At 68.5% G+C, this 23,734-nt stretch carries 26 protein-coding genes; 9 read left to right on the top strand and 17 right to left on the bottom strand.

Annotated elements, in window-relative coordinates:
- Positions 1–36 precede the first annotated feature (36 nt).
- Complete coding sequence (locus QMK34_RS21880; protein WP_326416050.1) at positions 37–1,479, bottom strand: M1 family metallopeptidase; 1,443 nt, start codon at positions 1,477–1,479, stop codon at positions 37–39.
- A 247-nt stretch (positions 1,480–1,726) separates the two neighbouring features.
- On the opposite strand from QMK34_RS21880, the gene QMK34_RS21875 reads away from it, so the two are divergent.
- Entirely contained in the window at positions 1,727–4,915 is a 3,189-nt protein-coding gene (locus QMK34_RS21875; protein WP_326416048.1) for a BTAD domain-containing putative transcriptional regulator, read from the top strand.
- Between the two features lie 58 nt (positions 4,916–4,973).
- Here the strand turns inward: QMK34_RS21875 and QMK34_RS21870 are convergent, their stop codons facing one another.
- Together QMK34_RS21870 and QMK34_RS21865 are read right to left on the bottom strand one after the other, a co-directional pair.
- Positions 4,974–5,780: an ABC transporter permease gene (locus QMK34_RS21870; RefSeq protein ID WP_326416047.1), complete on the bottom strand. Its 807-nt coding sequence runs from the start codon at positions 5,778–5,780 to the stop codon at positions 4,974–4,976.
- The gene (locus QMK34_RS21865; protein ID WP_326416046.1) at positions 5,777–6,760 is read right to left on the bottom strand and encodes an ATP-binding cassette domain-containing protein; all 984 of its coding nucleotides are present in this window, start codon (positions 6,758–6,760) and stop codon (positions 5,777–5,779) included. Before QMK34_RS21865 ends, QMK34_RS21870 begins: the two co-directional genes overlap by 4 nt.
- Before the next feature lie 171 nt (positions 6,761–6,931).
- On the opposite strand from QMK34_RS21865, the gene QMK34_RS21860 reads away from it, so the two are divergent.
- Both QMK34_RS21860 and QMK34_RS21855 read left to right on the top strand, forming a co-directional pair.
- A complete protein-coding gene (locus tag QMK34_RS21860; protein ID WP_326416044.1) occupies positions 6,932–7,141 on the top strand; it encodes a hypothetical protein in 210 nt (69 codons plus the stop codon).
- Positions 7,134–8,159: an endonuclease/exonuclease/phosphatase family protein gene (locus QMK34_RS21855; protein WP_326416043.1), complete on the top strand. Its 1,026-nt coding sequence runs from the start codon at positions 7,134–7,136 to the stop codon at positions 8,157–8,159. The genes QMK34_RS21860 and QMK34_RS21855 overlap by 8 nt, the downstream gene beginning before the upstream one ends.
- Here the strand turns inward: QMK34_RS21855 and QMK34_RS21850 are convergent.
- Genes QMK34_RS21850 through QMK34_RS21840 form a run of 3 tightly spaced genes read right to left on the bottom strand, consistent with a single transcriptional unit; the run spans position 8,156 to position 9,587 of the window.
- Positions 8,156–8,971: an SIR2 family NAD-dependent protein deacylase gene (locus QMK34_RS21850; protein WP_326416042.1), complete on the bottom strand. Its 816-nt coding sequence runs from the start codon at positions 8,969–8,971 to the stop codon at positions 8,156–8,158. The two genes, QMK34_RS21855 and QMK34_RS21850, sit on opposite strands and share 4 nt — an antisense overlap.
- Before the next feature lie 36 nt (positions 8,972–9,007).
- Positions 9,008–9,328: an antibiotic biosynthesis monooxygenase family protein gene (locus QMK34_RS21845; RefSeq protein WP_326416041.1), complete on the bottom strand. Its 321-nt coding sequence runs from the start codon at positions 9,326–9,328 to the stop codon at positions 9,008–9,010.
- Positions 9,329–9,341: 13 nt separating this feature from the next.
- A complete protein-coding gene (locus tag QMK34_RS21840; protein ID WP_326416040.1) occupies positions 9,342–9,587 on the bottom strand; it encodes a hypothetical protein in 246 nt (81 codons plus the stop codon).
- Positions 9,588–9,963: 376 nt separating this feature from the next.
- Here QMK34_RS21840 and QMK34_RS21835 point away from each other — a divergent pair, with 376 nt between their 5' ends.
- On the top strand, positions 9,964–11,361 hold the full coding sequence (locus tag QMK34_RS21835) for an ATP-binding protein (protein WP_326416039.1): 1,398 nt from the start codon (positions 9,964–9,966) through the stop codon (positions 11,359–11,361).
- On the opposite strand, the gene QMK34_RS21830 is transcribed toward QMK34_RS21835, so the two are convergent.
- Positions 11,350–11,778 (bottom strand): M1 family aminopeptidase, encoded by a 429-nt coding sequence (locus QMK34_RS21830; RefSeq protein WP_442785187.1) that lies wholly within the window; start codon positions 11,776–11,778, stop codon positions 11,350–11,352. The genes QMK34_RS21835 and QMK34_RS21830 overlap by 12 nt on opposite strands.
- Before the next feature lie 81 nt (positions 11,779–11,859).
- Positions 11,860–13,077: a helix-turn-helix domain-containing protein gene (locus tag QMK34_RS21825; RefSeq protein ID WP_326416038.1), complete on the bottom strand. Its 1,218-nt coding sequence runs from the start codon at positions 13,075–13,077 to the stop codon at positions 11,860–11,862.
- Positions 13,078–13,187: 110 nt separating this feature from the next.
- Between QMK34_RS21825 and QMK34_RS21820 the strand changes: the two genes are divergently transcribed.
- From QMK34_RS21820 to QMK34_RS21800, 5 genes are all read left to right on the top strand, one after another.
- On the top strand, positions 13,188–13,472 hold the full coding sequence (locus tag QMK34_RS21820; RefSeq protein WP_326416037.1) for a hypothetical protein: 285 nt from the start codon (positions 13,188–13,190) through the stop codon (positions 13,470–13,472).
- 32 nt (positions 13,473–13,504) lie between these two features.
- The gene (locus QMK34_RS21815; protein WP_326416036.1) at positions 13,505–13,699 is read left to right on the top strand and encodes a hypothetical protein; all 195 of its coding nucleotides are present in this window, start codon (positions 13,505–13,507) and stop codon (positions 13,697–13,699) included.
- Positions 13,696–13,884, top strand: a complete 189-nt coding sequence (locus QMK34_RS21810) for a hypothetical protein (protein WP_326416035.1) — start codon at positions 13,696–13,698, stop codon at positions 13,882–13,884. Before QMK34_RS21815 ends, QMK34_RS21810 begins: the two co-directional genes overlap by 4 nt.
- Positions 13,885–14,030: 146 nt before the next feature.
- Positions 14,031–15,089 (top strand): radical SAM protein, encoded by a 1,059-nt coding sequence (locus QMK34_RS21805; RefSeq protein WP_326416034.1) that lies wholly within the window; start codon positions 14,031–14,033, stop codon positions 15,087–15,089.
- Complete coding sequence (locus QMK34_RS21800) at positions 15,089–15,616, top strand: class IV adenylate cyclase (RefSeq protein ID WP_326416033.1); 528 nt, start codon at positions 15,089–15,091, stop codon at positions 15,614–15,616. The genes QMK34_RS21805 and QMK34_RS21800 overlap by 1 nt, the downstream gene beginning before the upstream one ends.
- A 72-nt stretch (positions 15,617–15,688) precedes the next feature.
- Here the strand turns inward: QMK34_RS21800 and QMK34_RS21795 are convergent, their stop codons facing one another.
- Genes QMK34_RS21795 through QMK34_RS21755 form a run of 9 tightly spaced genes read right to left on the bottom strand, consistent with a single transcriptional unit; the run spans position 15,689 to position 23,731 of the window.
- On the bottom strand, positions 15,689–15,991 hold the full coding sequence (locus tag QMK34_RS21795; protein ID WP_326416032.1) for a hypothetical protein: 303 nt from the start codon (positions 15,989–15,991) through the stop codon (positions 15,689–15,691).
- Between the two features lie 57 nt (positions 15,992–16,048).
- On the bottom strand, positions 16,049–16,270 hold the full coding sequence (locus QMK34_RS21790; RefSeq protein WP_326416030.1) for a hypothetical protein: 222 nt from the start codon (positions 16,268–16,270) through the stop codon (positions 16,049–16,051).
- Positions 16,267–17,187 (bottom strand): glycoside hydrolase domain-containing protein, encoded by a 921-nt coding sequence (locus QMK34_RS21785; RefSeq protein ID WP_326416029.1) that lies wholly within the window; start codon positions 17,185–17,187, stop codon positions 16,267–16,269. The genes QMK34_RS21790 and QMK34_RS21785 overlap by 4 nt, the downstream gene beginning before the upstream one ends.
- A gap of 1 nt (position 17,188) precedes the next feature.
- Positions 17,189–17,458 carry a hypothetical protein gene (locus QMK34_RS21780; protein WP_326416028.1) on the bottom strand — a complete coding sequence of 90 codons (270 nt, stop codon included), beginning with the start codon at positions 17,456–17,458 and terminating at the stop codon, positions 17,189–17,191.
- Positions 17,459–17,483: 25 nt separating this feature from the next.
- Positions 17,484–18,242 carry a hypothetical protein gene (locus QMK34_RS21775; protein WP_326416027.1) on the bottom strand — a complete coding sequence of 253 codons (759 nt, stop codon included), beginning with the start codon at positions 18,240–18,242 and terminating at the stop codon, positions 17,484–17,486.
- 16 nt (positions 18,243–18,258) lie between these two features.
- Positions 18,259–19,398, bottom strand: a complete 1,140-nt coding sequence (locus QMK34_RS21770; protein ID WP_326416026.1) for a hypothetical protein — start codon at positions 19,396–19,398, stop codon at positions 18,259–18,261.
- On the bottom strand, positions 19,398–20,600 hold the full coding sequence (locus QMK34_RS21765) for a hypothetical protein (RefSeq protein ID WP_326416025.1): 1,203 nt from the start codon (positions 20,598–20,600) through the stop codon (positions 19,398–19,400). Before QMK34_RS21765 ends, QMK34_RS21770 begins: the two co-directional genes overlap by 1 nt.
- Positions 20,601–20,615: 15 nt before the next feature.
- On the bottom strand, positions 20,616–21,500 hold the full coding sequence (locus tag QMK34_RS21760; protein ID WP_326416024.1) for a hypothetical protein: 885 nt from the start codon (positions 21,498–21,500) through the stop codon (positions 20,616–20,618).
- Positions 21,500–23,731, bottom strand: a complete 2,232-nt coding sequence (locus tag QMK34_RS21755) for a phage tail tape measure protein (protein ID WP_326416023.1) — start codon at positions 23,729–23,731, stop codon at positions 21,500–21,502. Before QMK34_RS21755 ends, QMK34_RS21760 begins: the two co-directional genes overlap by 1 nt.
- Between the last annotated feature and the right edge of the window lie 3 nt (positions 23,732–23,734).

The raw sequence follows: 23,734 nt of genomic DNA, 5'->3' as shown, positions 1-23,734 counted from the left end.
CCCCCCCCCCCCCCCCCCCCAACACTCACGAATCAGTCACGCCGAGGGCTTGAGGGAGCCCGGGTAGAGGTACTGATCGGACGGCTTGGCGTTGCCGTAGATCCAAGCGTCGAAGAACCCCTGGAGGTTCATGTGCGCGACGCGCTCGGTGTAGCGCTGGAACTCCGGCATGCTCGCGTTGCCGTCGTGGTTCAGCCGGTTCCAGGTCTTGATGACCTTGTCGAACGCCTGCTGCCCGATGGTGTTGCGCAGCGCGTGCAGCGCCAGCGGGCCCTTCGAGTAGACGTAGGTGAACTCGTTGCCGGGCCCCATGTCGTAGAGCTTTCCGGCCCAGAACGCGGGCGAGGCCTTCTTCACCGCCGCGAGGTAGCGAGCGTTGAGGTCCTGGCCTTCCTTCGCCTCGGACCACAGCCACTGGGCGTACGACGCGAAGCACTCGTTGAGGCAGACGTCCTTCCAGTTCTCCACCGCGACCGTGTCGCCGTACCACTGGTGCGCGTTCTCGTGGACGATCGTCTGGAGGTCACCCGCGCGGCCCGAATAGATCGGACGACTCAGCGTCTCCAGCGAGAAGCCGATCGGCTCGGCGAGGAAGATCCCGCCCGCCGCGTCGACCGGGTACGGGCCGAATTTCGACGACAGGAAGTCGATGATCTCCGGCAGCCGTCGCTCGGCGGCCTTCGTCTCGTCGGAGGTCCCTGGCGCGTACGCGCTCACCACGGGGGTGCCGTCCGAGAGCTTCGTCCGGTCGAACTCCCACTTGTCGATCGCGACGGTCGTCATGTACGGCACGGCCGGGGTGGTCTCGTCCCACACGTGGGTGGTGCCCTTGGGCGTCTTGAAGGTGCGGCCCTCACGGCCGTTGCCGATCACGCCCCATTCGTCCGGCACGGTGATGGCGAGGTGGAAGGTCGCCTTGTCGAGCGGGGTGTCGTTGACCGGATACCAGGTCGTCGCCGACCTGGGCTCGCCGGCGGCGAACGCGCCGCCGGACTTCCCGTACTGCCAGCCGTTGAGGCCGAGCAGCGGGTCGTCGATCGCCGCGGGCACACCGTGATACGCGATCTTCGTGGTGAACCGCTCGCCCCGCCATACCGGGCGGGCCGGGGTGATGACCAGCTCGTGGTCACCGGTCCGGGTGAACTTCGCGTCCCGGCCGTCGACCTTGACCGAGTCGACGGTCGGGCCGCTCAGGTCCAGGTCGAACGAGCTGAGCGACTGGGTCGCCCGCGCCGATATCGTCTGCGACCCGGTGAGCTGGTGCGTGGCCGGCGCGTAGTCGACCTTCAGGTCGTAGTCGGCGACGTCGTAGCCGCCGTTGCCGTCCTGCGGGTAGTAGCTGTCCCCGGCACCGTCGCTGCCCGGCTTCGCGCCGCCGAAGCCGGGGTCGGCGAGGGCGATCCCGGCGCCGAGGCTGATTCCGGCCAGCACCGCCACGGCGGTCACGGCACCGCGGCGCCAGTGGTTCAGACCCCTCATGAACAACTCCTTGTGGGTCGAGAAACGTCCGATGAACCTATAGTCAGCCGGCTGTCTCAGCCCCTCTCCCGACGGTTTTGTCCGGATAATCCCCACTTCAGTCGCTCTCTGCCCACCACGACCTGTCGACGAATCGTGGTCTCTCAGTCACTGAGAGACCACGACCTGTCGACAGGTCGTGGTGAGCGGAATCGCTTCCGGTGGCACTCCGCGTTATTCACTTCGCCGGGTCTGGAAAGCTGGTGTCATGCGCGTAGCGCTGTTGGGGCCGATCCAGGCCGAGGGGGACGACGGCACGCCGAGAGACATCGGCGGAGCTCGCCTTCGTATGCTCCTGGCCAGGCTCGCGCTCGACCCTGGCCGCCCGGTTTCCGCCGAGTCGCTGATCGACGGTCTCTGGGGCGAGGAGCCGCCGGCCGACGCCGCGAACGCCCTCCAGTCGCTGGTCTCCCGCCTGCGCAAGGTCCTGCGCGCCGACGCCACCGGCCTGGAGTCCGGGCCGGGCGGGTACCGGCTCGTCGTCACCGACGTCGACGTCGACACCTTCCGGTTCGAACGACTCCGGGCCGAGGGCCGCCGCGAGCTCGCGGCCGGTCGTGACTCCAGTGCCGCCGCACTGCTGACGGAGGCCCTCGCGCTCTGGCGCGGCTCGGCGCTGAGCGACGTCCTCGACGCGCCCTTCGCCGCCGCGCCAGAGACGCGGCTTGAAGAGCTGCGCACCGACGTCGTCGAGGACCTCTTCGAAGCCCAGCTCCGCGCGGGCAGGTACGCCGAGGTGCTCGCCGACCTGGAGGCCGCCCACGCGGCCGACCCGCTCCGCGAGCGGTTCGCCGGGTTGCGGATGCGGGCGCTCGCCGCGGCGGGCAGGCAGTCCGACGCGCTCGCCGTCTACGCGGACATCCGCGAGACCCTCGCCACGCAGCTGGGCGTCGATCCGTCGGCCGAGCTGCAGGAGATCCACCTCGCGGTGCTGCGCGGGGAGCTGACGGCGCCCGCGCCGGTGGCCGACCACCTGCCGGTGCGGCTGACCAGCTTCGTCGGGCGCGAAGACGAGCTGAAGCTGCTGACCGAACTGCTCGCCGGGGCCCGGCTGGTCACCTTGGTCGGGCCGGGCGGCGCGGGCAAGACCCGGCTGGCCACCGAGGCCGCCACCCGGCATCCGGTGCACGCGGGCGGCCGCGTGTGGTTCGTGCCGCTGGCCGGGGTGCGCGACGCCGACGACCTCGTCGGCGCTGTTCTCGGCGCGCTGGAGGCTTGGGACAGGCGCACGGCCGTTCCCGGCGAGGCGCTCCGCCGCCCGCAGGACGCGCTGGAGCGGATCGCCGAAACGTTGGGCGCCGGGGAATCCCTGCTGGTGCTGGACAACTGCGAGCACCTCGTCGACGCCGCCGCGGCGCTGGCGAACGAGCTGCTCACCAGGGTCGGGAACCGGCGGATACTGGCGACCAGCCGCGAGCCGCTCGCCATCGACGGCGAGACGCTCTGCCCGCTGGGCCCGCTGGCGGTGCCCGGCGAGCGGGCCACGGTCGCCGAAGCTGGCGAACTCGGCGCCATCCGGCTGTTCCTGGACCGGGCCATGGCTGTGCGCCCTGACTTCCGGCTCGACGAGTCCACTGTGGACGACGTCGCGCAGATCTGCCGACGGCTCGACGGGATGCCGCTGGCGCTGGAACTGGCCGCCGCCCGGCTGCGCTCGATGGCGGTCGCGCAGATCGCCCAGCGGCTCGACGACCGGTTCCGCCTGCTCACCTCCGGCAGCCGGACGGCCTTGCCGCGCCAGCGAACCCTGCGCGCGGTCGTCGAGTGGAGCTGGGACCTGCTCACCGAACCCGAGCGGGTACTCGCCAGGCGCTTGTCGATTTTCGCCGCCGGTGCGGACGTGGCGGCGGTCGAGCGCGTCTGCGCCGGGGAACTGCTGCCCGCCGCCGACGTGCTCTATGTCCTCGGCTCGCTGGTCGAGAAGTCCATTGTGGACGCCGTACGCGGCGAACGCGGCGAGCCGCGGTACCGGATGCTGGAGACGATCCGGGCCTACGGCGCCGAGAGGCTGGACGACGCGGGCGAAGGACCCGCGCTGGCCTTGGCCTTCCGCGGGCATTTCGTCGAATTGGTCGGGCGCATCGAGCCGGTGCTGCGCACGGCCGCCCAGCTCGACGCCATCGCCGTGTACGAGTCGGACGGCGACAACATGGTCACCGCGTTGCGCTCCGCGATCGACGAGTCCGATGTGGACTCTTCGTCGGCGTTGCTCGGCGGGCTGATCTGGTTCTGGATGATGCAGGGGGACAGCGAGCGCGCGATCGGTTTCGTCGCCGAGGTGCTGGCGTTCGGCGACCGGCTGGCCGAGGACTTCACCGTTGTGTTCCGGGCCGTCCAGGCCATGACCGAAATGTTCCCGGGCAGCCCCCGCATCACGGATGTCGCCGCCATCGTCGAAGACTGCGTGCGCATCGACGCGATCGACCGCTTCCCGGTGCTGGCGATGGGGCTCCCGATGCTCGCGTTCCTCAGCCGCGACAAGGCGCTGGCCAAGCGTGAGATCGAGCGGGTCCGGCACCGGTCCGATCCGTGGACACGGGCCGCGGCGGCTTGGGTGTCGAGCTTCATTCTCGGCGACGACGGCGACCTCGAAGGCGCCGCCCGTGCGTGCGACGAGGCCTACGAGGGTTTCCGGGCGGTCGGTGATCGGTGGGGCACCGCGATGGCGCTGGCCAGCATGGCCGACGCGCTTTCCCACAGCGGCGACAACGCGGCGGCGATCGAGGCGCTCCAACGCGGCCTGCGGCTGGCACAGGAGCTCCGGTCCGTCGACGACACGGTCCAGCACCGCTGGCGCCTGGCGACCGAACGATCGAGGGGCGGTGACCCCGGCGGGGCCAAGGCGGAGATGGCCGAGGCCGAGCGCCATGCCCGTGAATCCGGCAGCGATCAGCTCGTGGTCATGGTGCTCTTCGGCAAGGTGGAGATCCTGCTGCGATGCGGCGAGGTCGAAGAGGCCGTCGAGATGGCCGCGCGGTTCCGGGCCAGGTCCGCCGAGGTGCCGTTGCCTGGCAATTTCGCGGTGGAGTGGGGCGGGCTGCTTGACGCGCGCTTGAGCCTCGCACAGGGCTTGACGGCCGACGCCGAGAAGGGTGTCACGGCGGTGGTCAAGGCCACTGTGGACCGTGGGGACATGCCGGATCTGGCGACGGCGGTCGAGCTGCTCGCCGAGGTCCGCTGGCAGCAGGGGAAAGCCGAGGAAGCGGTGCGGACGCTCGGGCTGGTGCAGCTCGTGCGCGGGCGGCTCGACCTGGGCAGCCCCGAGGTGCGGGCGCTGGTCGAGGCGCTCCGGAACGCGCTCGGGCCCGAGCGTTACGAGCAGCTCTACGCGGAATCGTCCGGCCGGTCCCAAGAGGACGGACTCGCGCGGCTGCGCGCCGAACTGGACCTGGACTGACGCGGTGAACGCCGTGGCCCCCGAGCCACGGCGTTCACCATCCCCCTCTTCGCGCGGGTCAGACCCGGCGGCGGTAGGAGATCATGGCCAGCGGGAAGAACACCGCGACCGCGCCGGCCATCCAGAGCAGCGAACCCCCGAGCGGCCCGGCGATCGCGCCGCCGTTCATCAGCCCGCGCAACACGTTCGCCATCAGGCTCACCGGACTGATGTCCGCCCACGCCCGCAGCCAGCCGGGCATCGTGGCGGTGTTCACGAACACGTTGCTGCCGAACGTCAGCGGCATGATGAAGACGAACATCAGGCCCTGCACCGCGCCCGGGCTCTTCACCAGCATGCCGACCCACACCGAGCCCCAGCAGAAGCAGAGCCCGAACGCCACCGCCAGCAACACGGCCAGCAGCAGTTCGGCGGGGCCGGTCTGCAGGCGATCGCCCATGATCGTGGCGACCACGAGCAGCACCACGATGCAGACCAGGTACCGCACGATGTCGGCCAGCACCGCGCCGACCAGCGGCGCCGAGCGGGCGATCGGCATGCTGCGGAACCGGTCGAACACCCCCTTGCTGACGTCGGTGTTCATTGACACGCCGACGGTCATGCTCGCCTGCAGGATGTTCATCACCAGCACGCCGGGCACCAAGCCCTGCAGGTAGGTGCCGGTGTCGCCGGCGAGCGCGCCGCCGAACAGGTAGGTGAACATCAGCAGGAAGATGATCGGCGCCAGCGTGACGTCGACTAGCTGCTCCGGGTTCTTGCGGATCTTCAGCACCCCGCGCCAGGCAAGGGAAAGCCCGTGCTGAAGGCCCTTCGCCGGGCTGATGTGCCGCGAAGGCGCGGGTGCGTCGAGCGCGATCGTGGTCATACCAGGCTCCCTTCCGGGGTCTTGGAGTTGTCGGTGTGGCCGGGTTCGGCCCTTGTGCCGGTCAGTGCCAGGAAGACCTCGTCGAGGCTGGGCAGTCGCAGCGCCAGCTCGTCCGCGGTGACGCCGGCCTCGTCGAGCTTCCTGACCAAAGTGGACAGCAGCACCGGGTCGGACACCGGCGCGGTGAGCAGGCCGGTGTCGTCGTCGCGGGTCGGCCGGACGCCGGTGAGCTCACCGAGGATCCGGTTCACCAGGTCCATGTCGGCCAGCGAGGTCGGGCGGACCTGCAGGGTCTGCCCGCCGACGCGCCGCTTGAGCTCGTCGGCCCGCCCGTTCGCCACCACCTTGCCGTGGTCGAACACGGTGATGCTGTCGGCGAGCTGGTCGGCCTCCTCGAGGTACTGCGTGGTGAGCAGCACTGTCGAGCCGTCGGCCACCAGCCGCCGGATCACCTGCCAGACGTCGTTGCGGGCGTGCGGGTCGAGCCCGGTGGTCGGCTCGTCGAGGAAGAGCACCGCCGGACGGCCCACCAGGCTGGCGGCCAGGTCGAGCCGCCGCCGCATCCCGCCGGAGTAGGTCTTGGCGGCCCGGCCCGCGGCGTCGCTCAGCTCGAACTGTTCGAGCAGCTCCTTCGCCCGTGCCTTGGCGCGTGCCCTCGGCAGGTCGAGCAGCCGTCCGATGAGCACCAGGTTCTCGGTGCCGGAAAGGTCTTCGTCCACCGACGCGTACTGCCCGGTGAGCCCGATCATCCGGCGCACCAGCACCGGATCCTTCACCACATCGTGTCCCCCGACCGTGGCATGCCCGGCGTCCGGGCGGATCAGCGTCCCCAGGATGCGGACGGCGGTGGTCTTACCGGCGCCGTTCGGCCCCAGCACCCCGACCACCTTGCCCGCCGGCACCTCCAGGTCCACCCCGTCCAGCGCCTTCGTCTCCCCATAGTGTTTGACCAGGCCTTCGGCCTTGATCGCGTGCGACATGACTGCCTCCTTCGCGTGTCGCTTCCTGGGCTGAACAATGCGCCCGACCGCTGGCAGATCGCGCACATCGACCTGTCAGCGGCTGACATGCGTCGCCGGATCGTGTGGAGGTGTTGTGGAGGTGCGGTGAATCCGGGCGACGTCCGATGTGGCCACGGCCATACTCGGCTCATGGCACTCGAAGACGATCCGTTCGGCTGGCAGCCGACGAAGGACGGACAGGTGATGATCTCCCGGGGCGGCCGGACGGTCACCGTGCTGCGCGGCAAGCCCGCGGCGGCACTGGCCGCCAAGCTGGCTGCCGCGGACGCCGAGGCCGGGCAGCTGCTGCTGGCCAAGGCCACCGGGCACTACCGCCACGTGGGCAGGCCCCGTGGCTGACGGTGTGGCCGACGGTGTGGCTGACGGTGTGGCTGACAGCGCGGCCGACGGTGTGGATGACAGCGTGGCCGACCGGCCGTCGCCCGTGCGCCGTCGTGTCGCGACCGGACTGCTCGTGCTGGCCGTGACGCCGTTGACCGTGCTCACCGCGATGAGAGTGGTGGGCATCGACGGGCCTTGGTACACGGTGGCGGCGATCGCGCTGACGCCGTACGCGAGTGTGCTGGCGCTGCTGCTGGGCGGCGTCGCGCTGGTGCTGCGGCGGTGGTGGATCGGCTCGATCGCGTTCGTACTGGCCGTCACGCTGGGGTCGTTGGTGCTGCCCCGGCTGTTCTCCACCGCCCAGCCGCAGGCCCACGGGCAGACGCTGCGAGTGCTGGCGTCGAACCTCTACGCCGGTGCGGGCGATCCGCGGACGATCGTGAACCTGGTGCGGGACAACCAGGTCGACGTGCTGACCCTGGTCGAGCTGACCCCGGACGCGGTGGCCGGGCTGGACCGGGCCGGGCTGTTCGCGCTGCTGCCGAACCGCCTGCTGCACCCCGCGCGCGGCGCCGCGGGTTCGGGGATCGTGTCCCGGTTCCCGCTGGCGGAGCTCAATCTGTCCGGGGATTCGAACGCCAAGGAACCCAGCGCCAGACTGGATCTCGGCGGCCACGGCGTCCAGGTGGTCGCGGCCCACCCGGCGGCGCCGACCTGGGACGCCGGGGTCTGGGTCGCCGAGACCAAGGACCTGCCGCGCGCCGACCCCGAGCAGGAGCCGCGCATCATGGCTGGCGACTTCAACGCCACCCTCGACCACGTGGTGTTCCGCGCGCTACTGGCCTCCGGCTACCACGACTCGGCCGACGAGGTGGGCGAGTCGCTGACCCCGACCTGGCCCGCCGACGCCTCGGCCCCGCCGGTGACCATCGACCACGTCCTCGTCGACAACCGCATCGCGGTGAAGGCGTTCCACGTGCTCGACGTCCCCGGCAGCGACCACCGCGCTGTCCTGTCCGAGCTCGTCCTGCCCTAGTTGAGCAGGTGGTCGAGGGCGGTGATTGCGGTGAGGGCGGTCAGGGGGACGGAGACGCCGCGGCCGTGGCGGACGCCGGGTTCGCGGGGGTTGACGCGGATGAGCGCGCCGGTCGCGGCGCTGGCCAGCTCGGCCTGCCGCCGGACCGTCGGCACCGCCTGTCCCGCGCCCAGCTCGACGACCACGAGGTCGCGGTTCGTGCGCCGCCACGCGGTCAGCTCGTCGAGCTGGGCCTGGCTGCGGCTCGGGACCCAGTCGTAGTCGCCGAACATCAGGATGTTGGGCCGCGCGAGCCCGCCGCAGTGCGGGCACGAAGGCAGCGGCGGCGCCGCGCGCATGGTCTCTTCGTCGACCGGCACTTCGACGTCGTCGGCGGGCCAGATCGCCGGGGTGCACCCGGCAAAGCACTGGAGGTGGTGGATGGAGCCGTGCGCCTCGGCGACGTGCTCGAAGCCCGCGCGCTGGAACTGTCCGTCCACATTGGACGTGAACACCCGCGTGCCGCCGGGCAGCCGGGCGCCCCATTTGCGCAGCAGGTGGAAACCCTCATGCGGAACGGTTTGGCGGTACAACGCCAGCCGGTGCCCGTAGAAACCCCAAGCCAGCTCAGGATCCTCGGCGAAATGCCGCGGGTCGGCCAGTTCGACGAACGGGATCCCGAGCCGCGCGTACGGCGGATACGCCTGCCAGAAACCTTCGTCACCCCGAAAGTCCGGCAGGCCCGAGTCGACGCCCATCCCGGCACCGGCGCAGACGAGCAGCGCACCGGCGGCCGAGATCAGCTTCGCGGCCCGGTCCAGCTCGCTACTCACCCGGCTAGCTTGCCTGCCCCTCGCCCACCGCCACCCTCAACGGCGATCGCTTCGCGACACTGCATCCAATCCGACGACCTCGAACTCAAGAAGACTCGCGCCGCTCGAAACCGGCTTCGCCCGCTCACCGGCATGCGCTTCACGAGCCGGGCCCGCCGCCCAAGCCTGGTAGGCCTCCTCGGACTCCCACTTGGTGTACACGAAGTAGCGCGTCTCGCCGGAAACCGGGCGCAGCAACTCGAAGCCGAGGAAACCGGCCTGTCCGTCGACCGCGTGCAGCCGGGCGGCGAACCGCTTCTCCAGCTCGGGTCCGGCGCCTTCGGGAACTTCGATCGCGTTGATCTTCACCACTGCCATGACCCCAGCGTACTTATCCCTTGACGGCTTCGAGCGTGTAGCTGGCAGCGAGCCGTCGCGGATCACGGCTCAGCCGCCATTCCCCGGCGCCGTCCATGGTCATCTGTCCGGGGATCGCGTTCCACGACACGCTGTCGTGCTCCTCGGACCTCGTCGGCCGCAGGCCCGCGCCGAGCAGCGCCGTGACGATCTCGCCGAGGCCGTGGTTCCAGCTGTGCGAGTGCGGGCTCGCCGGGTCGGTCGTCTCGTCGAGACCCACAGCATCGGGTGCCTCTCGCGGAGTAACAGCCGCCCGCCGGGGCGGAGCAGATCGCGACTACGCGGGCCCAGGGAACGACCTTCGGCAGCCAGTACAGCGCCCCGACCCCGGTGTAGACCAGGTCGAACCCCGGGCCGAGGACGTCGACGGCGTCGTGGACGTCCGTCCGGTGAGAAGTCGAGGCCGCTCATCCGGGCACCCAGCCGGGCGAGTGAAATCGTGTCGGTGCCGATGTGACACTGCAGGTGGACCCTGCGCACCCCCTCGACGTCACCCAGTCGTGGCTGGTCGAATCGGACGACGTCGCTCAGGTAGGTGGGACCAGCGTTTTCCCCGATCATGGCGGCCGGAGTGTGAGCTGTGCCACCCTGGACTCATGGGGAGTGAAGAGGTACTCAGGGAACTCGCGACCGACCTGCAGCGGATCATCCGCGCCACCGCCGAGACGGTGGGTTCCGGGCAGACCAGCGAGCTCGTCGACAAGGTGACCGATTGGCTCGGCGTGCCGTTGTCGCAGGTGGTGGTCGTCGGGCGGCAGTGGGAGAGCTGGGAGCACGCGAACCTGCAGCGTGGCGTCGACGCCTACCTGGCCGAGCGTGGCACCGGGCCGGAGTGGTTCGGCCTCGTGGGCGGCCATCGGGGTAACGAAGAGCTGGTCAGCATGCTCGCTTCGGCGCGCAGGCACGGCATGTACGAGCTGGGCGCGGTGGACTTCGCCACGGCCGCGATCGGTCCCGACGAGGCCACCGAGGTCGTCCAGCTCGGCCTGATCACGACCAAGGCGCCCGACGGCACCCGGGTGGTGATCGGCGTCCGCGGCGCGAACCCGCAGTTCGGCCAGGCGATGTGCCGGGTCGAGGTGCTGTCGGTGGCCAGGGAGACCGCGACCGTCGTGCGCGACCGGGTCGAGCACCTGATGAGCGTGCACGACGTGTTCCGCGGCCAGGTGCTGGCGTTCGGCACGAGCGAGAACCGCGGCAACGAACTGCTGACCTTCCTGCCCCGGCCCAAGCTCGCCGACGAGGACGTCGTCCTCCCGGACGGCGTGCTCGACGCGATCGAGCGGCACACGGTGAGCATCGCCTCCCACGGGGAACGCCTGCTCGCGGCGGGGCAGCACCTCAAGCGCGGGCTGCTCCTGCACGGGCCGCCGGGAACGGGCAAGACGCACACGGTCCGGTACCTGATGGGCCGGTTGCCGGGCAGCACGGTCATCGTGCTGACCGGGCTGGCCATGCGGTACATCACGAAGGCCGCGGAGCTCGCCCGGCGGCTCCAGCCGAGCCTGGTGGTGCTGGAGGACGTCGACCTCATCGCCCAGGACCGCAGCCACACACCGATGGGAAACCCGCTGCTGTTCACGCTCCTGGACGCGATGGACGGGGTCGGCCACGACGCCGACGTCACCTTCCTGCTGACCACCAACCGCGCCGAAGAGCTGGAACGCGCGCTGGCCGACCGCCCCGGCCGGGTCGACCTGGCGATCGAGATTCCCAAGCCGGACGCCGAAGGCAGGCTGAAGCTGTTGCGGCTCTACGGCCGCGGGGTGGACCTGACGGCCGACCTCGGGCCGGTGGTCGAGCAGAGCGAAGGGGTGACGGCCTCGTTCGTCAAGGAACTACTCCGGCGCGCGGCGCTGCGCAGCATCGTCGAGGATCCGGACCGGACCCCGGTCACCGTGGGCGACCGGGAACTCACCGCCGCCCTGAGCGAGATGAACGAAGCCCACAACGCGCTGACCCGCTCGCTGCTGGGGAACGGGTCAGGTGCGTAGCGCGCCCGGGTGGAGGTCGGCGTCGGCGGGCAGTTTCGTGCCGCGGAACCAGTCGTCGAAGAACGCGTGCAGGTCCTGCCCGGCGGTGTGGCTGACGAAGGTTTCGAACTCCGCCCACGACGCGTTGCCGTGGCGGTGCTCGGCGGGCCAGCCGCGCAGGACCTCGGCGAAGGCGGCCTCGCCGACCTTCCTCCGCAGCGCGTGCATGGCCAGGATGCCCTTGTTGTAGACGCCGCCGAACTCGTTGCCCGCGCCCATGTCGGTGAGCTTCTGCGCCCAGAAATCGGTGCTGCGCTGGGTGATCTCGATCGCGGCCCGATACCGGTCGTTGAGGTTGACGCCGTCCTTCGCCTCCGACCACAGCCATGGGGAGTACGACGCGAAGCACTCGTTCGAGTGAAGTTGCGAACGACACATGGCCTGACCTGCGAGAACAGGTCTTGACGACGAAGGCCCCGGCGTTCACGAATCGCCGGGGCCTTCGGTCGTTGCGATGGCTCAGACTTTGATGTGAGCCCACTGAGCGAATCCGGCCAAGGAGTCCGTAGCCCGGTGGTCCGCGTTGGCCATCGCGAGCACCGTTTCCCGGACGGCCGGGTGGTGGCGGGTGGTGTTCGGCGCCACCCGGCGAGCCATGTTGAGCTGTTTCAACGCGTGACGGCGGTCTCCGTGGAGTACCCATGCGCGCGCCATGTCGATGTGGTGGTGCCCGACGCGCTCCGGCCGGTGCGGGTCCTCTATCTCGACTTCGGCCGCCCGGCGGACTGCCTCCGTGCCGTCGTAATTCTCGACCGGCGCGGCGCACCAGTGGGCGAGGATGTTCGTCATGCTGGCGTCCACGCCGTGGTACGGCGCTTCCGGGAGACGGAACTCCGTGGATAGCGAGCGGGCTTCCTCAAGGTAGCCGTCTGCCTGAACTACGTCGCCGGATCGGGCGGCAAGCATTGCCGCGCATAGGTCCAGTTGGACCGTGACAGCCTTGCCCGCCGTGTTGCTGCCCACGTTCTCCCGGGCGCGCTCTAGCAGCCGGAGCCCGGCGCTGAAGTCGCCGTTTTGGAGGTAGCGCCTGCTTCGGTGGTACTTGCTGATGGAGACCCGGAGCGGGTCGCCTGTGGATTCGGCGATCTGGACATGACGCTCAGAGGCGATCGCCGCGAGGTCTGTTTGCCGGAATCGACCGGCCACGGTGGCGGTCAGGCGGTACGCATCGTGCAGCAGTGCACGGGCCTGTTCGCCCTTGTGGTCTGGCCGCTCAGCCAGGACGTAGAGGTGGTGAAGCAGAGCAGGAAGGTCACGGGCGGCAGCACCGAGCCGGAGCCTCAGCACGTCCTCGGCGACCGTGGACAGCTTCCTGTCGATCGCGGCGAGCGTCAGCGGCCTGCCCTCCGGGCGGGGGTCGTCGAACAGGTCGAGCGCGGTGCGCAACTCGGCGATGCTGGCGGAGTCTTGGCTGGGCTCGGCCACGACCTCACGTCCGTTGGTTCCGTACAGCGTGGCGGGGTTGATGCCGAGCGCTCGGGCTGATTCGGCCACGAACGCAGCGCTGGCGGGCTTGCTGCCCTGCTCGACCTTTTTGATCATCGAGAGCGTGTAACCGATCCGTGATTCGAGCCACACCTGTGTGACCCCGGCCAGCTTGCGCGCCGCCTTGAGCCGCGCGCCGACACCCTCAGTCGCCATCCCCACCGCTCCCTGCTGCTCATCAAATGCGCTCATCCACTCCCACGGTACGGGGTCGTCGTCGCAGGTGTCCCTTTGTTGTCCTTTCGGACACCTGGTTGCTCTTAGCATCGCTTTCGCGACTTTCAGTGAGGGAGTTGGACGCGATGGGAAGACACACGCTGGTCGAGGCCGCCTCGGTCGTCACGGAGGCCAACTACGCGGCGCGGTACTACCGCGCGCACGGTGCGCCGCACCTCTATCTGAAGCGGGAGCTGGCCGACAGCTCGATTGGTGAGCTGACGCCGTGGTGCCTGGTCGGGAAACTCGCACCAGAGCTGCACCGGCGCCGGGACATCGACCCCGGCCCCATTACGACGGGCGCCCCTTTCCAGGTCTGTCACGAGTGCCGCGCCGAACTCACGCTGGTCCGCACCGGGCGGATCTCGTGACGGATCCGCGTGGCTGGCGTAGGACACGGGTGGTGTCGAGTGTCGACTCCCTCGGCCGTCCGGTCACCGTGACCATCGGCCTGACCACCAACACAGCGGGTGAGGTTGTCGCCGCGATCGGCGTCGGCAACGGCCCGACCGCGATCCTCGACACCCTCGACGTGGCCGTGAACATCGAGCAGTCGCTAGCGGATCTGCGCAAGCTCGCCCAGCGGGGCGAGCGATGACCGGCGTCCAGCTGCGCACGCAGGCAACGCCCCTGCCGTCCGCCGCGAAGGGGCGTGCGACGCCGGAGGAGATGACGACCTGGACGCCCTACGAGCTGGAGATCCGGGCCTGCTTCCACTGCCACGTGGTCTACCGGTCGGCTGGCTACGCGTGGGCCTGCGAGCACTGGCACGAGCGGCTGTAGCCGCCCCCTGATCGTCCGGCCGTCGCACCGTTCCCCTCGTGCAGTGCGGCGGCCGGGCTTCCACGCGCCCTCATAACCCCGGTGGAGCTCGCCAGCTGGCCGCTTCATCGGCTCACCCTCTGTCGCTTCGGAATTGGAGCCCGACCATGTCTGCTCTACCCATTCGAGTTACGCCAGATCGCACCCTTCGAGTCAAGATCCTCGACGCCTGCGGGATGACGTGCACCTTCTGCCACAACGAGGGAACACCGGTTGCCGCAGACCAGCGGGTGGGCCTGCCGATGGCGGCAACCGGTGCCAGCGGCCGGATGTCGATCTACGCAGAGCGCAACGGGGTCGATTTCGTTCCGGCGACGATGCTGCCCGGACCGGAGTACGCCGCGGCCATCAACAAACTTCGCGTCACCCTTGGCTACACAGAACTGCATCTGACCGGCGGCGAACCCACGTTGCACCCGAAGCTAGCCGAGATCGTGCGCTTGTCGACCGAAGCGGGGTACTCGGTACGAATGACGTCGAATGGCGAAAATGGTGCCCGCACCATCCCCGCCGCCGCGAAAGCCGGACTCACGAAAGTCAACTTTTCTGTCTTCGGGACCACCGCCGACGAGCTGGTGCAAGTACAGCACCAGCGGTTCGCAGACCCGGCACGCGCCGGGAAGAAAATCACCGCGCTGAAAGACTCGATTCGCGCCTGTCTCGACAGCGGGGTGAAGGCGGACGCGAACATCGTCGTCGTCGACCACACTCATGTCGAGCGGGTGCATCGTCTCCTTGACGAGTACAGCTGTGACTTGTCGGTGCGTCTGCTGAACTCCCTCGACGATGGTCGCGAGTCGCTCAATGCGATCGACACCGTGTTGCACGAGCGTGGCGCCGTTGCCGAGGCTCACCATGTGACCCGGGGCGTGTCCGGCTATCGCACCTCGTACATGCTGCCCGAGGGACGTCGCATTTATGTCAAGAGGATCCGGCCGACACGGCTGCCGGATACGTGTTCCGAGTGCCGGTATAACAACGGCACTGATTGTCAGGAAGGGTTCTACGGGACGAGGTTGTACAAGACCAAGGACGGGCAATGGCTTGCCGGGGTGTGCATCCAACGGATGGACCTGTGTCAAGACGTGGATACTTTCGTCGGTAGCGCGCTCGCGCGGGAGATCTTGGATCTCCGAGACAGTGACGATCCGGAAGGCGCCAGGTAATGACCGTCGAGAACGAAGCCAAGATCCTTGACATCGACGTCGAGAAGGTCACAGCGATTTTGTTAGAGCACGGTGTGCTCCTAGGGTCTCGCCATCAGCGTCGGTACGTGTACGACATCGACCCGGGTGATCAGTCGACGTGGATTCGCCTACGCGACGACGGCGAGCGGGTCACGCTGGCTGTCAAGAAGATCGAGCATGACGGCATTGACGGCACTCATGAGTGGGAGACCACTGTGGGGGACTTCGACACCGCCAACGAGCTGTTGGGCCGACTCAAGTACACCCCGAAGGCGTACCAGGAGAACCGCCGGACCAGTTACCTGGTGGGCACGGTGGCGATAGAGCTCGATGAGTGGCCGCTCATTCCCCCATACTTGGAGATCGAGGGAAACACCGCAGACGAGGTGCGCGAGACCGCCAGCTTGTTGGGCTTCGCCGCCGACCAGTTGACCAGCGTGAACACGACCAAGGTTTACGCGCGTTACGGAATCGACCTCGCGTCGATCAGCGATCTTCGCTTCTAGCTGCGGCTTTGTCAGACAGAAAAGACTGAAACGCCCCGTCCGACCGGATTGAGCCGGTCGGACGGGGCTTGTTCATCTGGCCGGGTGGCCGTCGTCCGTGTCGTAAACCTGCACGCCGTCATGGGCGGTGCCGTTCGTCCGCGGCTGAAGCCCCATCGACCAAGCTGGGTCGCCGTGCTCGTAGATCTCCCAACCGCCGACAATCAGCGGGGCGGATCCGGACGCCTCAAGCGTGAGCCCCTGGTCCTCGATGAAGGCAGGCAGCGACCTACGGTCAAGGGCGGCGTCCTGGTCGGCGAGCCAGTAGGCAGTCCTGTGAGCGTCGTCGAACGCGCGGGCCTCGCGGGTTTCGTGGTGGACGATTCGGTACGGCATCGCTACTCCTGGTCAGGTGGCCGGGCGGGTCTTCCCCACCCGCCCGGCGACGCCACGTTAGAACACTTGTTCGACTGGTGCAACTGGCGGGGCCACGGGCGGCTTCGGTGTGTTGGCCGGGCCACCGAGTACGGCCAGTGCGGTCACCGCGCCCGTGATGAGGGTCGCCCATCCGGCGGACAGGTCGGGGAACAGGACGGCGATTCCCCCGGCGGAGACGATCGCCCCGGCGACGCCTGCGAGGAACTTCCGGATCCGGGCCACGTCGAGGCGCGTCATACGACACCGACCGCGAACGAATGCTTGGCGGTGTAGCGGACGGTGGCCATCGCCGCGCCGGGCGGAATGGGCACCGGGCCGGGCCGGTTGGACTGCCACGTCGTGGCGTTCACCGCGCCGCCGACGCCCGTGCCGTGCGCGTCGGGCCCGGTGTCGCCGTAGAACAGGATCGCGTGGACCTCGACCCGCTCGTTCCAGCTGCACCCGAGGTAGAGCGCGGTTTTGCCCTTCACGATGAGGTTGAGGTGATCATCTGTTCCTGCGGGCGCGGTGGCCATGCTGTCCTCCTGGTCGAGAGTGCCGGCAGTTCCGGCACGTTGGGTTGCGCCGGTCGTCTGCGCGTTGTGTTGGCCCCAATCCGGGGCGAGGATGTCGGAGACGTCGACCTGGATTCCGCCGACGTAGATCTGTCCGAGCCGCTGGTAGAGCGCGGCCTTGCTCGAGCGTTTGCCCGTGGACCAGGCGGCGGTTTGCCAGCCGTAGCGGGCGTGCACGCCGACAGCCATCTCGATCACGTCGAACTCGCCGTAGACGCCGACGAGCTCGAGCCCGCCGAGGATCGAGGCCGCGCCGTCGAGGTAGGCCATCACCGCGGCGAACTGGCCGCGGGTCACCTGGTCAGAGTCGACCGCGAAGTAGACCGGCCGGTCCGCGGGGAACCCGATCGCGTCGGCGTCGGCACGGGCCGCCCGTGCGGCGGCCTGTCCGCCCGCGTAGCCGCCTGCAGCGTCACCGGCGTGGTTCTCGTAGACCAGCGCCACCCCACGCCCGGCGGCGACCATGTCGGCGTACTCGGCGCGGGTGATGTTCTTGGTCCTGCCGGGCGTCCCGATGTAGCGGACGACGCCATCATGGCGGGCATCACGCACCGCGGCGCCGCGCGGACGACCCGCAGAGTAGTCGAGAACGGTTGTCACGTCAGCCGCCCACGATCGCGTGCAGGGCTTGCACGAGGCCGCCACCGGCGACAGCGGCCGCACCGGCGGCCGTCCACACCTTGCGTTCCAGCGCGCGAATACGGCTCTCGTGGTCGGCTACGTTGATCTTCTCCAACGAGCGGATGCGGCTTTCGTGGTCGGTCGTCTCGCGCACCAGGCCGTCAAGCTTGCCGCCCACCTGGTTCACCTTGTCCGACACCGATCGGAGCTCGGCGAAGATTTCCTCGTTCGTGATGGTCACACCGGTCATGCCGGGGTTCCTTCCTGGTTTTTGGTCATTCCCGCAGGTAGACCGAGTCGAGATCGCACGCGGTCGCGTCGGTGCTGTTGCCCGATGTCGAGCATGTGAGTTGAATGGTCTGTCCGTCTCGGTCGAAGAACTCGGCGACGTTGAACGGGCCTTGCTTGGAGTTCGCGAGCGTGCTCGCGGTCCAGGCTCCGACTGTGGTGCCGGAGATCTTGAGCCGGTACTGAGCGGTCCCGGTGCCGATCGCGGGGCCCCATGTTCCGTGCACTTCCATGAATCTGTGCAGGATTGACGAGACTCTTCCTTGCCACATAACGGTTTCTGAGGCAATAAGTGAGTTGGCGATGTGGTGGTAGCCGAACAATTCGCCGCTGCTGCTCACGACTGTGTCGGACGATCGGCTGCGGAACATCTGCTTCAAGGGCACAGGAATCCAGGGACGCGCCATGCCGCCGCCGCCAGCTGCGTTGTCCGAGAAGAGGATCGCGTTGTTTTGGTCCCTGAGTGCGAAAAACGGCTGTCCGGCGTAGAAACCGGTGTGGAACAGTGCGCTGCCGTTGTCGCGCCGGAGGATGAACGTCTGTTTTCCGTTACTGTCCGGCCCGAAGTACATGGATTCGATCCCGGCGGAGGTGACCATCTTGACGAACGAGTTGTTCAGCAGGGTGAGGCCACCGCGGCTGATGATCGCGGAGGTAAGGCCAGCCATCTTGCGGATGGCTTCGAGGCCACGTTCGAGCTTAACCACGCGATCGATGATGTTGGTGGGCTGATTCAGTTGTCCCACAACGGTTTCCCTTCTTTCATGCCACGTCGTCGAGCAAGGGTGCGACTGTCAGCCTGACGACTTCTTGGTCTTCGCCGGGCGCGATACTGGAACCGACGATCCGTAGCGAGGTGTCGATGCCGCTGGGCACGAAGTCGTCTTCGATCAGGACCCGGGCGTCGTCGCCGATGCCCCAAGCCCCGACGATCGGATCCATGTCGCCGCGGATGGTGAGCTCTGGCAGCACCACCGGCAGGCGCGCGCTGAACTGGTCGGCGTCGGCGTGCTGCTGCAACGTGCCCGGGTTGGACACCGTGGTGTACGAGGTCTCGGCCTCGATCAGCGGGAACCCGTGCGTGTACGGGTCGGTGTCCTCGGACACTGCGATGAGCGTTCCCTCGACGGTGCCCTCACCGGTGGTGAATACGCGACTGGCGTAGCGGGTTCCGTCCGACGGCCAGGTGTACGACGAGAGGTTCGCGCCGTACTCCCATACCCACGGGCTGCCCTGCTGTCCCAGGTACGGCGCGCCTTGCCGGAACAGCCGTACCGGGCGCCCGTTGGGATCGGCGGCGGTATCGAACATCATGTCCGACCCGTCGAGGACGTTCGCCAGCTGGCGCAGCATCTCCCCGGTGCTGGACAGCTCATAGCCGCGGTACATGCGGTCTCGAGGGATGAGCGCGGCCGAGTCGTCGAACACTATGCCGAGGTTCCCGCCGGTGTGCGACTGCGCCAGCGCGACGAGGTTGCGCGCTATCTGGTTCTGCTCGACGCCGGAGTAGGTGAGCACCAGCTCGGCGACGTCGTAGGCCGGGTTCACGGGCTTCGTCAGCAGCGGCACGACGCGCCGGTGATCGAAGTAGCTCCACCAGTCTCCGGCCCCGAGCTCGACCACCCGGCTTGAGCTGTCGTAGCGGCGAGTCCAGATGATCCCGCCCCACATCGGCCGGTCGTCGCGATAGGCGTAGATCGCCCGCCTGCACGGCATCGTCAGGTCGTAGGGGTCACGCACGAGCCGATCGGGCAGGCTGCGCGGCTGCACGGTGAACGAGCCGCGCAGCGTGCCGGAGTCGTTGGCCTTCTTCGTGAACTCGACGCCGGTGAGCGGCAGTTCGCCGAGCGGGTTGTTCGTTAGCAGGTCGTGAACCATGTACGTGTAGGTCGGGACGGCCACTACGGGCCCACCCAGACAGCGGACACGCCGGTGATGTCGTCGTCCGGCGACTCGTGGACCGCCAGCGACGAGGTGCCCGACCAGGCGTAGCAGCGGAACTGCGCGTTGGACTGAAACTTCTTCGTCAAGGCGGCTTGAGTGTTCGCGGTGCCGTTCGTTGAGTCCTTGGCGAGCACGTTCGTCGGCGACGTTCCGGCGATGAACGCGTACTTGTCCGCGGCCGGGCTCGAAAACCGGACGCTGAACGTGACGATCCACCATCCCGGCGTCTGGATGGTGAAGACGCCGTTTAAGTGCGTGATGCCGACCGGCGGTGTGTTGACCACGTTCATGTTGTCGATCAGCGTCGGCCGGTCGATCTGTTTGTCGGCGCTGAGTTCCCAGTCGCCGCCCGGCGTGGTGCCCGACAGGTTCGCCGTGATGACCCACACCGAGCCGCTCCACCGATACAGCATGTTGTCCGCGGTCAGCAACGCCAGCTGGCCGGTAAGCGGGTCCGTAATATCGGCCAGGGCGGATGTCTTCACCAGGTCCGGTGTCCGCCAGGCAGTGAGGCTGCGCGTCTCGATCCAGTTCTTGTCACGCCGGTACACGCTCATGCCGGGGAACGGGTTCGGGATCGCGTCCCGCTGGACCCGGCCGGTGACCGGGATGATTCCGCCCACGGCCACGGTCCAGCCGGGCCGCAAGTCGTCGATCATCGAGTCGGTGATCTGCTGCGCCCCGGCGGTTACCCGCACGCGGGCGAGCACGACGTAGTCAGGGCTACCGGTCACCGGCGGGTCGAGCGGGTTTTGCCCGGCCGTGCCGCGCACTCGGCGCACGACGTACGAGGTGGTCGCGTCGTTGTAGTACGTGTCGGACTGCTGCGCCACGATGAGGTCGTTCCGCTGGTTCGACGGATCGGCCGGAATGTCGAGGATCGGCACCGACTTCACCGAGTCGAGCGTCGCCACGTACGGCCCGAGCCCGCGCGAGGCGTTGACCACTGCGGGGAAGGGCTGCACGGTGACCGTCCCGCCGGGCGTCGGGGCTGTGGCAGCGACCTTTCCGCCGTCATTCGGGCCCGGGACGACGCCGGTCCGGGCGGCGCCGGTCGTCGCGCCCGGGGTCCATAGCGCGCCGGTGCCGACCCGGGTGTCCTCGGCGTCGACCACACGGGTGGCGCCGTTCATCACGGCCCAGGAGTCGCGCTCAGCCACGGCCGTACCTCCTTGTCATTGGTAGGCGTCCCGCCAGTACGGCCGGAGCTCGGCAGCTGCGTTGTACGCGCCTGCCAGGAACTGAATTCGGGTGTTCTCGTTGCCCTGCAAGGCGGTCCACTGTGCGGTGAATAGCCGTTGGCGCACGTTGACGCCGTTGACTTCCACCGTGCGGCGTCCGGGAGCGGTGTCGATGCGCAACGTCTGCCCGGCCAGCAGCGACCAGGCAGGATCGAACTGGAGCGCGCGGCCGCCGTAGAGGATCTGCGGGCCCAGCGTGGGCCCGTCGACCTCGAAGCGCGGCCAGGTCGGGACGTGGCCAGCGTTCAGCGCGAAGCACTGGCCGCCGGTGACCCCGGCGCCGAAGGCGAGCCCGCCGCCGCCGAAATCGAGCCCACCGCCGCCGAAATCGAGCCCACCCCCGGCGGCCACGGCCAGCCGGGTCGAGGTCGACTTCTCGACCCGCCCGTACACTCTCGGGTCGTTGGCTTCCCACGCGATCGACCCGGCGCTGTAGCCGAGGCTGTAGTGCACGTCGGTGGGGATGGCCCGCCCGGTGACCCGGGCGTTGACCATCATGGCCAGGCCGTCGAGCTGGACGTAGAGCGGCTCGTTGCCGGGGTTTTCGTCGGGCGCGGTGATGGCGCGCAACGTCGCGATGGCCCCGGCGAAATCCGCTCGGGCCGTCTTGGTCTTGAAGTCCCATGTCACTTGCCGGTCAGTGGACAGGCGTTGGCCGAGGTAACTCCCGTGGAAACCGGGCAGCGGCGGATTGCCGCCGCGCTGGCCGGGCAGGTCCCACAGCCCGGTGATCTTCACCGTGCCGAACGGAGTGCCCGGCCCGAGCAGCGTCCCGCGCCATTCGACCTGCCCGTCGGTCGTGAGCAGTTCGCCCGCCATCAGTACCCCCCGCTCTTGGACAACCAGTCGAGGCCGCGAGCTACCTCGTCCGGCGGCGCGTCGGCAGGCGGGTGGTAGTTGTCGATGTGCACCAAGGCGCGGCCGCCGCCGGTCATACCCGGCGCGATCGCTTGCCCGCCAACGGTTCCGGCGATGGCGTAGCGTCCGCCGCCGGACAGGACTCCAGTCATATCGCCAGCACTGTCCGCAATGGATGGTGCGATGTCGCCGATGAAATCCTGCACTACAGCGAAATTTTCGCGCAGTGACTCGTGAAAGCCCTGCATTATTACCTGGCCCGCTGGGGCCAACAGCCGCCGGTCGTAGGACAGCGGTCCCTTATGATCGGCGATCCACGAACCGATGCCGCCGACGAAGTCGGTGATCGCGTGCCACTGGTTCTTGAGTCCGTCGAGGAAGCCGCGGAGTATCGCCTTGCCCTGGTTGACCAACAGCTGTCCCAAGTCGCCCAGTGCATCAAGTATCCGGTCCGGCAGGCCCCGCGCCCAGTTGATCAACTCGATTAGCTTCGCCGCGGCTGCGTCCTTCATGTCGCCGAACCAGGCCGAGACCTTGCCCGGCAGATCGCCGAGCCACTCGAAGAACGACAGGACGTCGCGCAGCCTGTCCCGCACCCAGTCACGGACGTCGGTAATCCGATCCGACACCCATTTCCAAATCGCGTTCCAGGCGTCGATCGTCCACTGCTTGATCGAGTCCCAGTTCGCGATGATCAGCGCGACCAGCCCCACAACGAGCGCGATGATCCAGCCGACCGGGCCCATGGCGATCACCCAGGCCGCCGCCATCCGCGCAGCCTGAATGAGCGACTGCACGCCCATCAGCACCCACCCGGCCACCACGCCGACCACGGCCACGGACTGTTCGACGAGAGCGAGGATCGCCGCCGTCTGCATGAGCACCCACCCGGCCACTACCCGCGCGGCGTTGATGGTGGCCTGGACGCCCATCGCGATCAGAGCGGGCAGGAACACTGCGGTGATGATCCCGGCGACGATGCCGATCGTCGTCGAGTTCTGCTCGACCCATTGAGCGAAGCCCATCAGCGCCGGAATCACCGTCCCGGTCAGGAAACCGCCGATCAGCTGGAGTGCGGGCCCGAGCAGCGTCGCCAGCGCGGAGGCGATCTTCTCGACGATCGGCAGCACGTACGTTCCGGCGACGGTGACGAACGCCTGGCTCATCTGCCGGGTGAAGCTGGTCAGGTTCGCCGTCGCGTTGTCGTTGAGCGTCTGGCCCATCTCGGTGGCTGCGCCGCCGACCTGGCCCAGGCTGTCGACAGTGGTCGACGGGTCGAGCGCGTACAGCGCGGCGCCGAGGTCTTCGGCCTGCGTGCCGAACAAGGCGACGGCGGCCGCGGACTGCGCGACCGGATCTTTCACGCCGCGCAGCGCGTCGAGCGTCTGCTGCAACGCCACCGACGCGCGATCACCTCCGGCGGCGACCGCGGCCGTCATCTGCTGGCCCGAGAGCCCGATCGATTGGTATGCCTCGTTGGTCGCCTTGCCCCCGGCGCTCACCCGGATGGCGAATTCCTTGAGCCCGTCGGCGACGATGTCGCTGTCGCGTGCACCCGCTTGCAGTCCTTGCGACAGGAGACCGGTCGCGGTCACGCCGTCGAGCCCGAGCTTGCGGAACTGCGTCGAGTACTCGTTCAGTGTGTCGAGGAAGTCGTCCGACGCGTTGACCCCGCTCTGCATACCGGCGGTGATGATGTCGAACGCCTCGGTCGAGTCCTTGGCGAGCCCGGTCTTCATCATCTGCCCGGCGGCCTTGGTCGACTCGGTGACGTCGACACCGAACGCCGTAGACAGATTGAGCGCCGCCTCGGTCAGGCCCTTGAGCGCGTCGCCGGACAGCTCGTGCACGTCCATGTTCTGAATGACGGAGCGGAGCGCGTCGTTGACGCCCTCGAGGGAGTCACCAAACCCTGCGCTGTAGACCTCTCCGGCCGTCTTGCCGATGACTGCCGCCTGGTCCTTCGACAACCCGAGCTGTGCGGCGAGCTTGGAGTTTGCGGCGCTGGCGTCCATCGCCCCGGCCAGCCCGACGCCCAAGGCACCGGCAGCGGCGACGCCGAGGCCTAGCGCGGCGACCCCGAGTTTGCCGCCGAAGCCCTTGAACTTCTCGAACGCGCCGTCGAGCCCTGAGGCGAAGCCCTTGTCGTCAAGGTTGATGAAGCCGACGAGCTCGCCGATCGAGAGCGCCACGGT

The sequence above is a fragment of the Amycolatopsis sp. H20-H5 genome (assembly GCF_035828755.1).
Classification (GTDB): Bacteria; Actinomycetota; Actinomycetes; order Mycobacteriales; family Pseudonocardiaceae; genus Amycolatopsis.
Note: the sequence above shows the minus strand (reverse complement) of the source record. Positions and strands in the feature narration are given on the sequence as shown.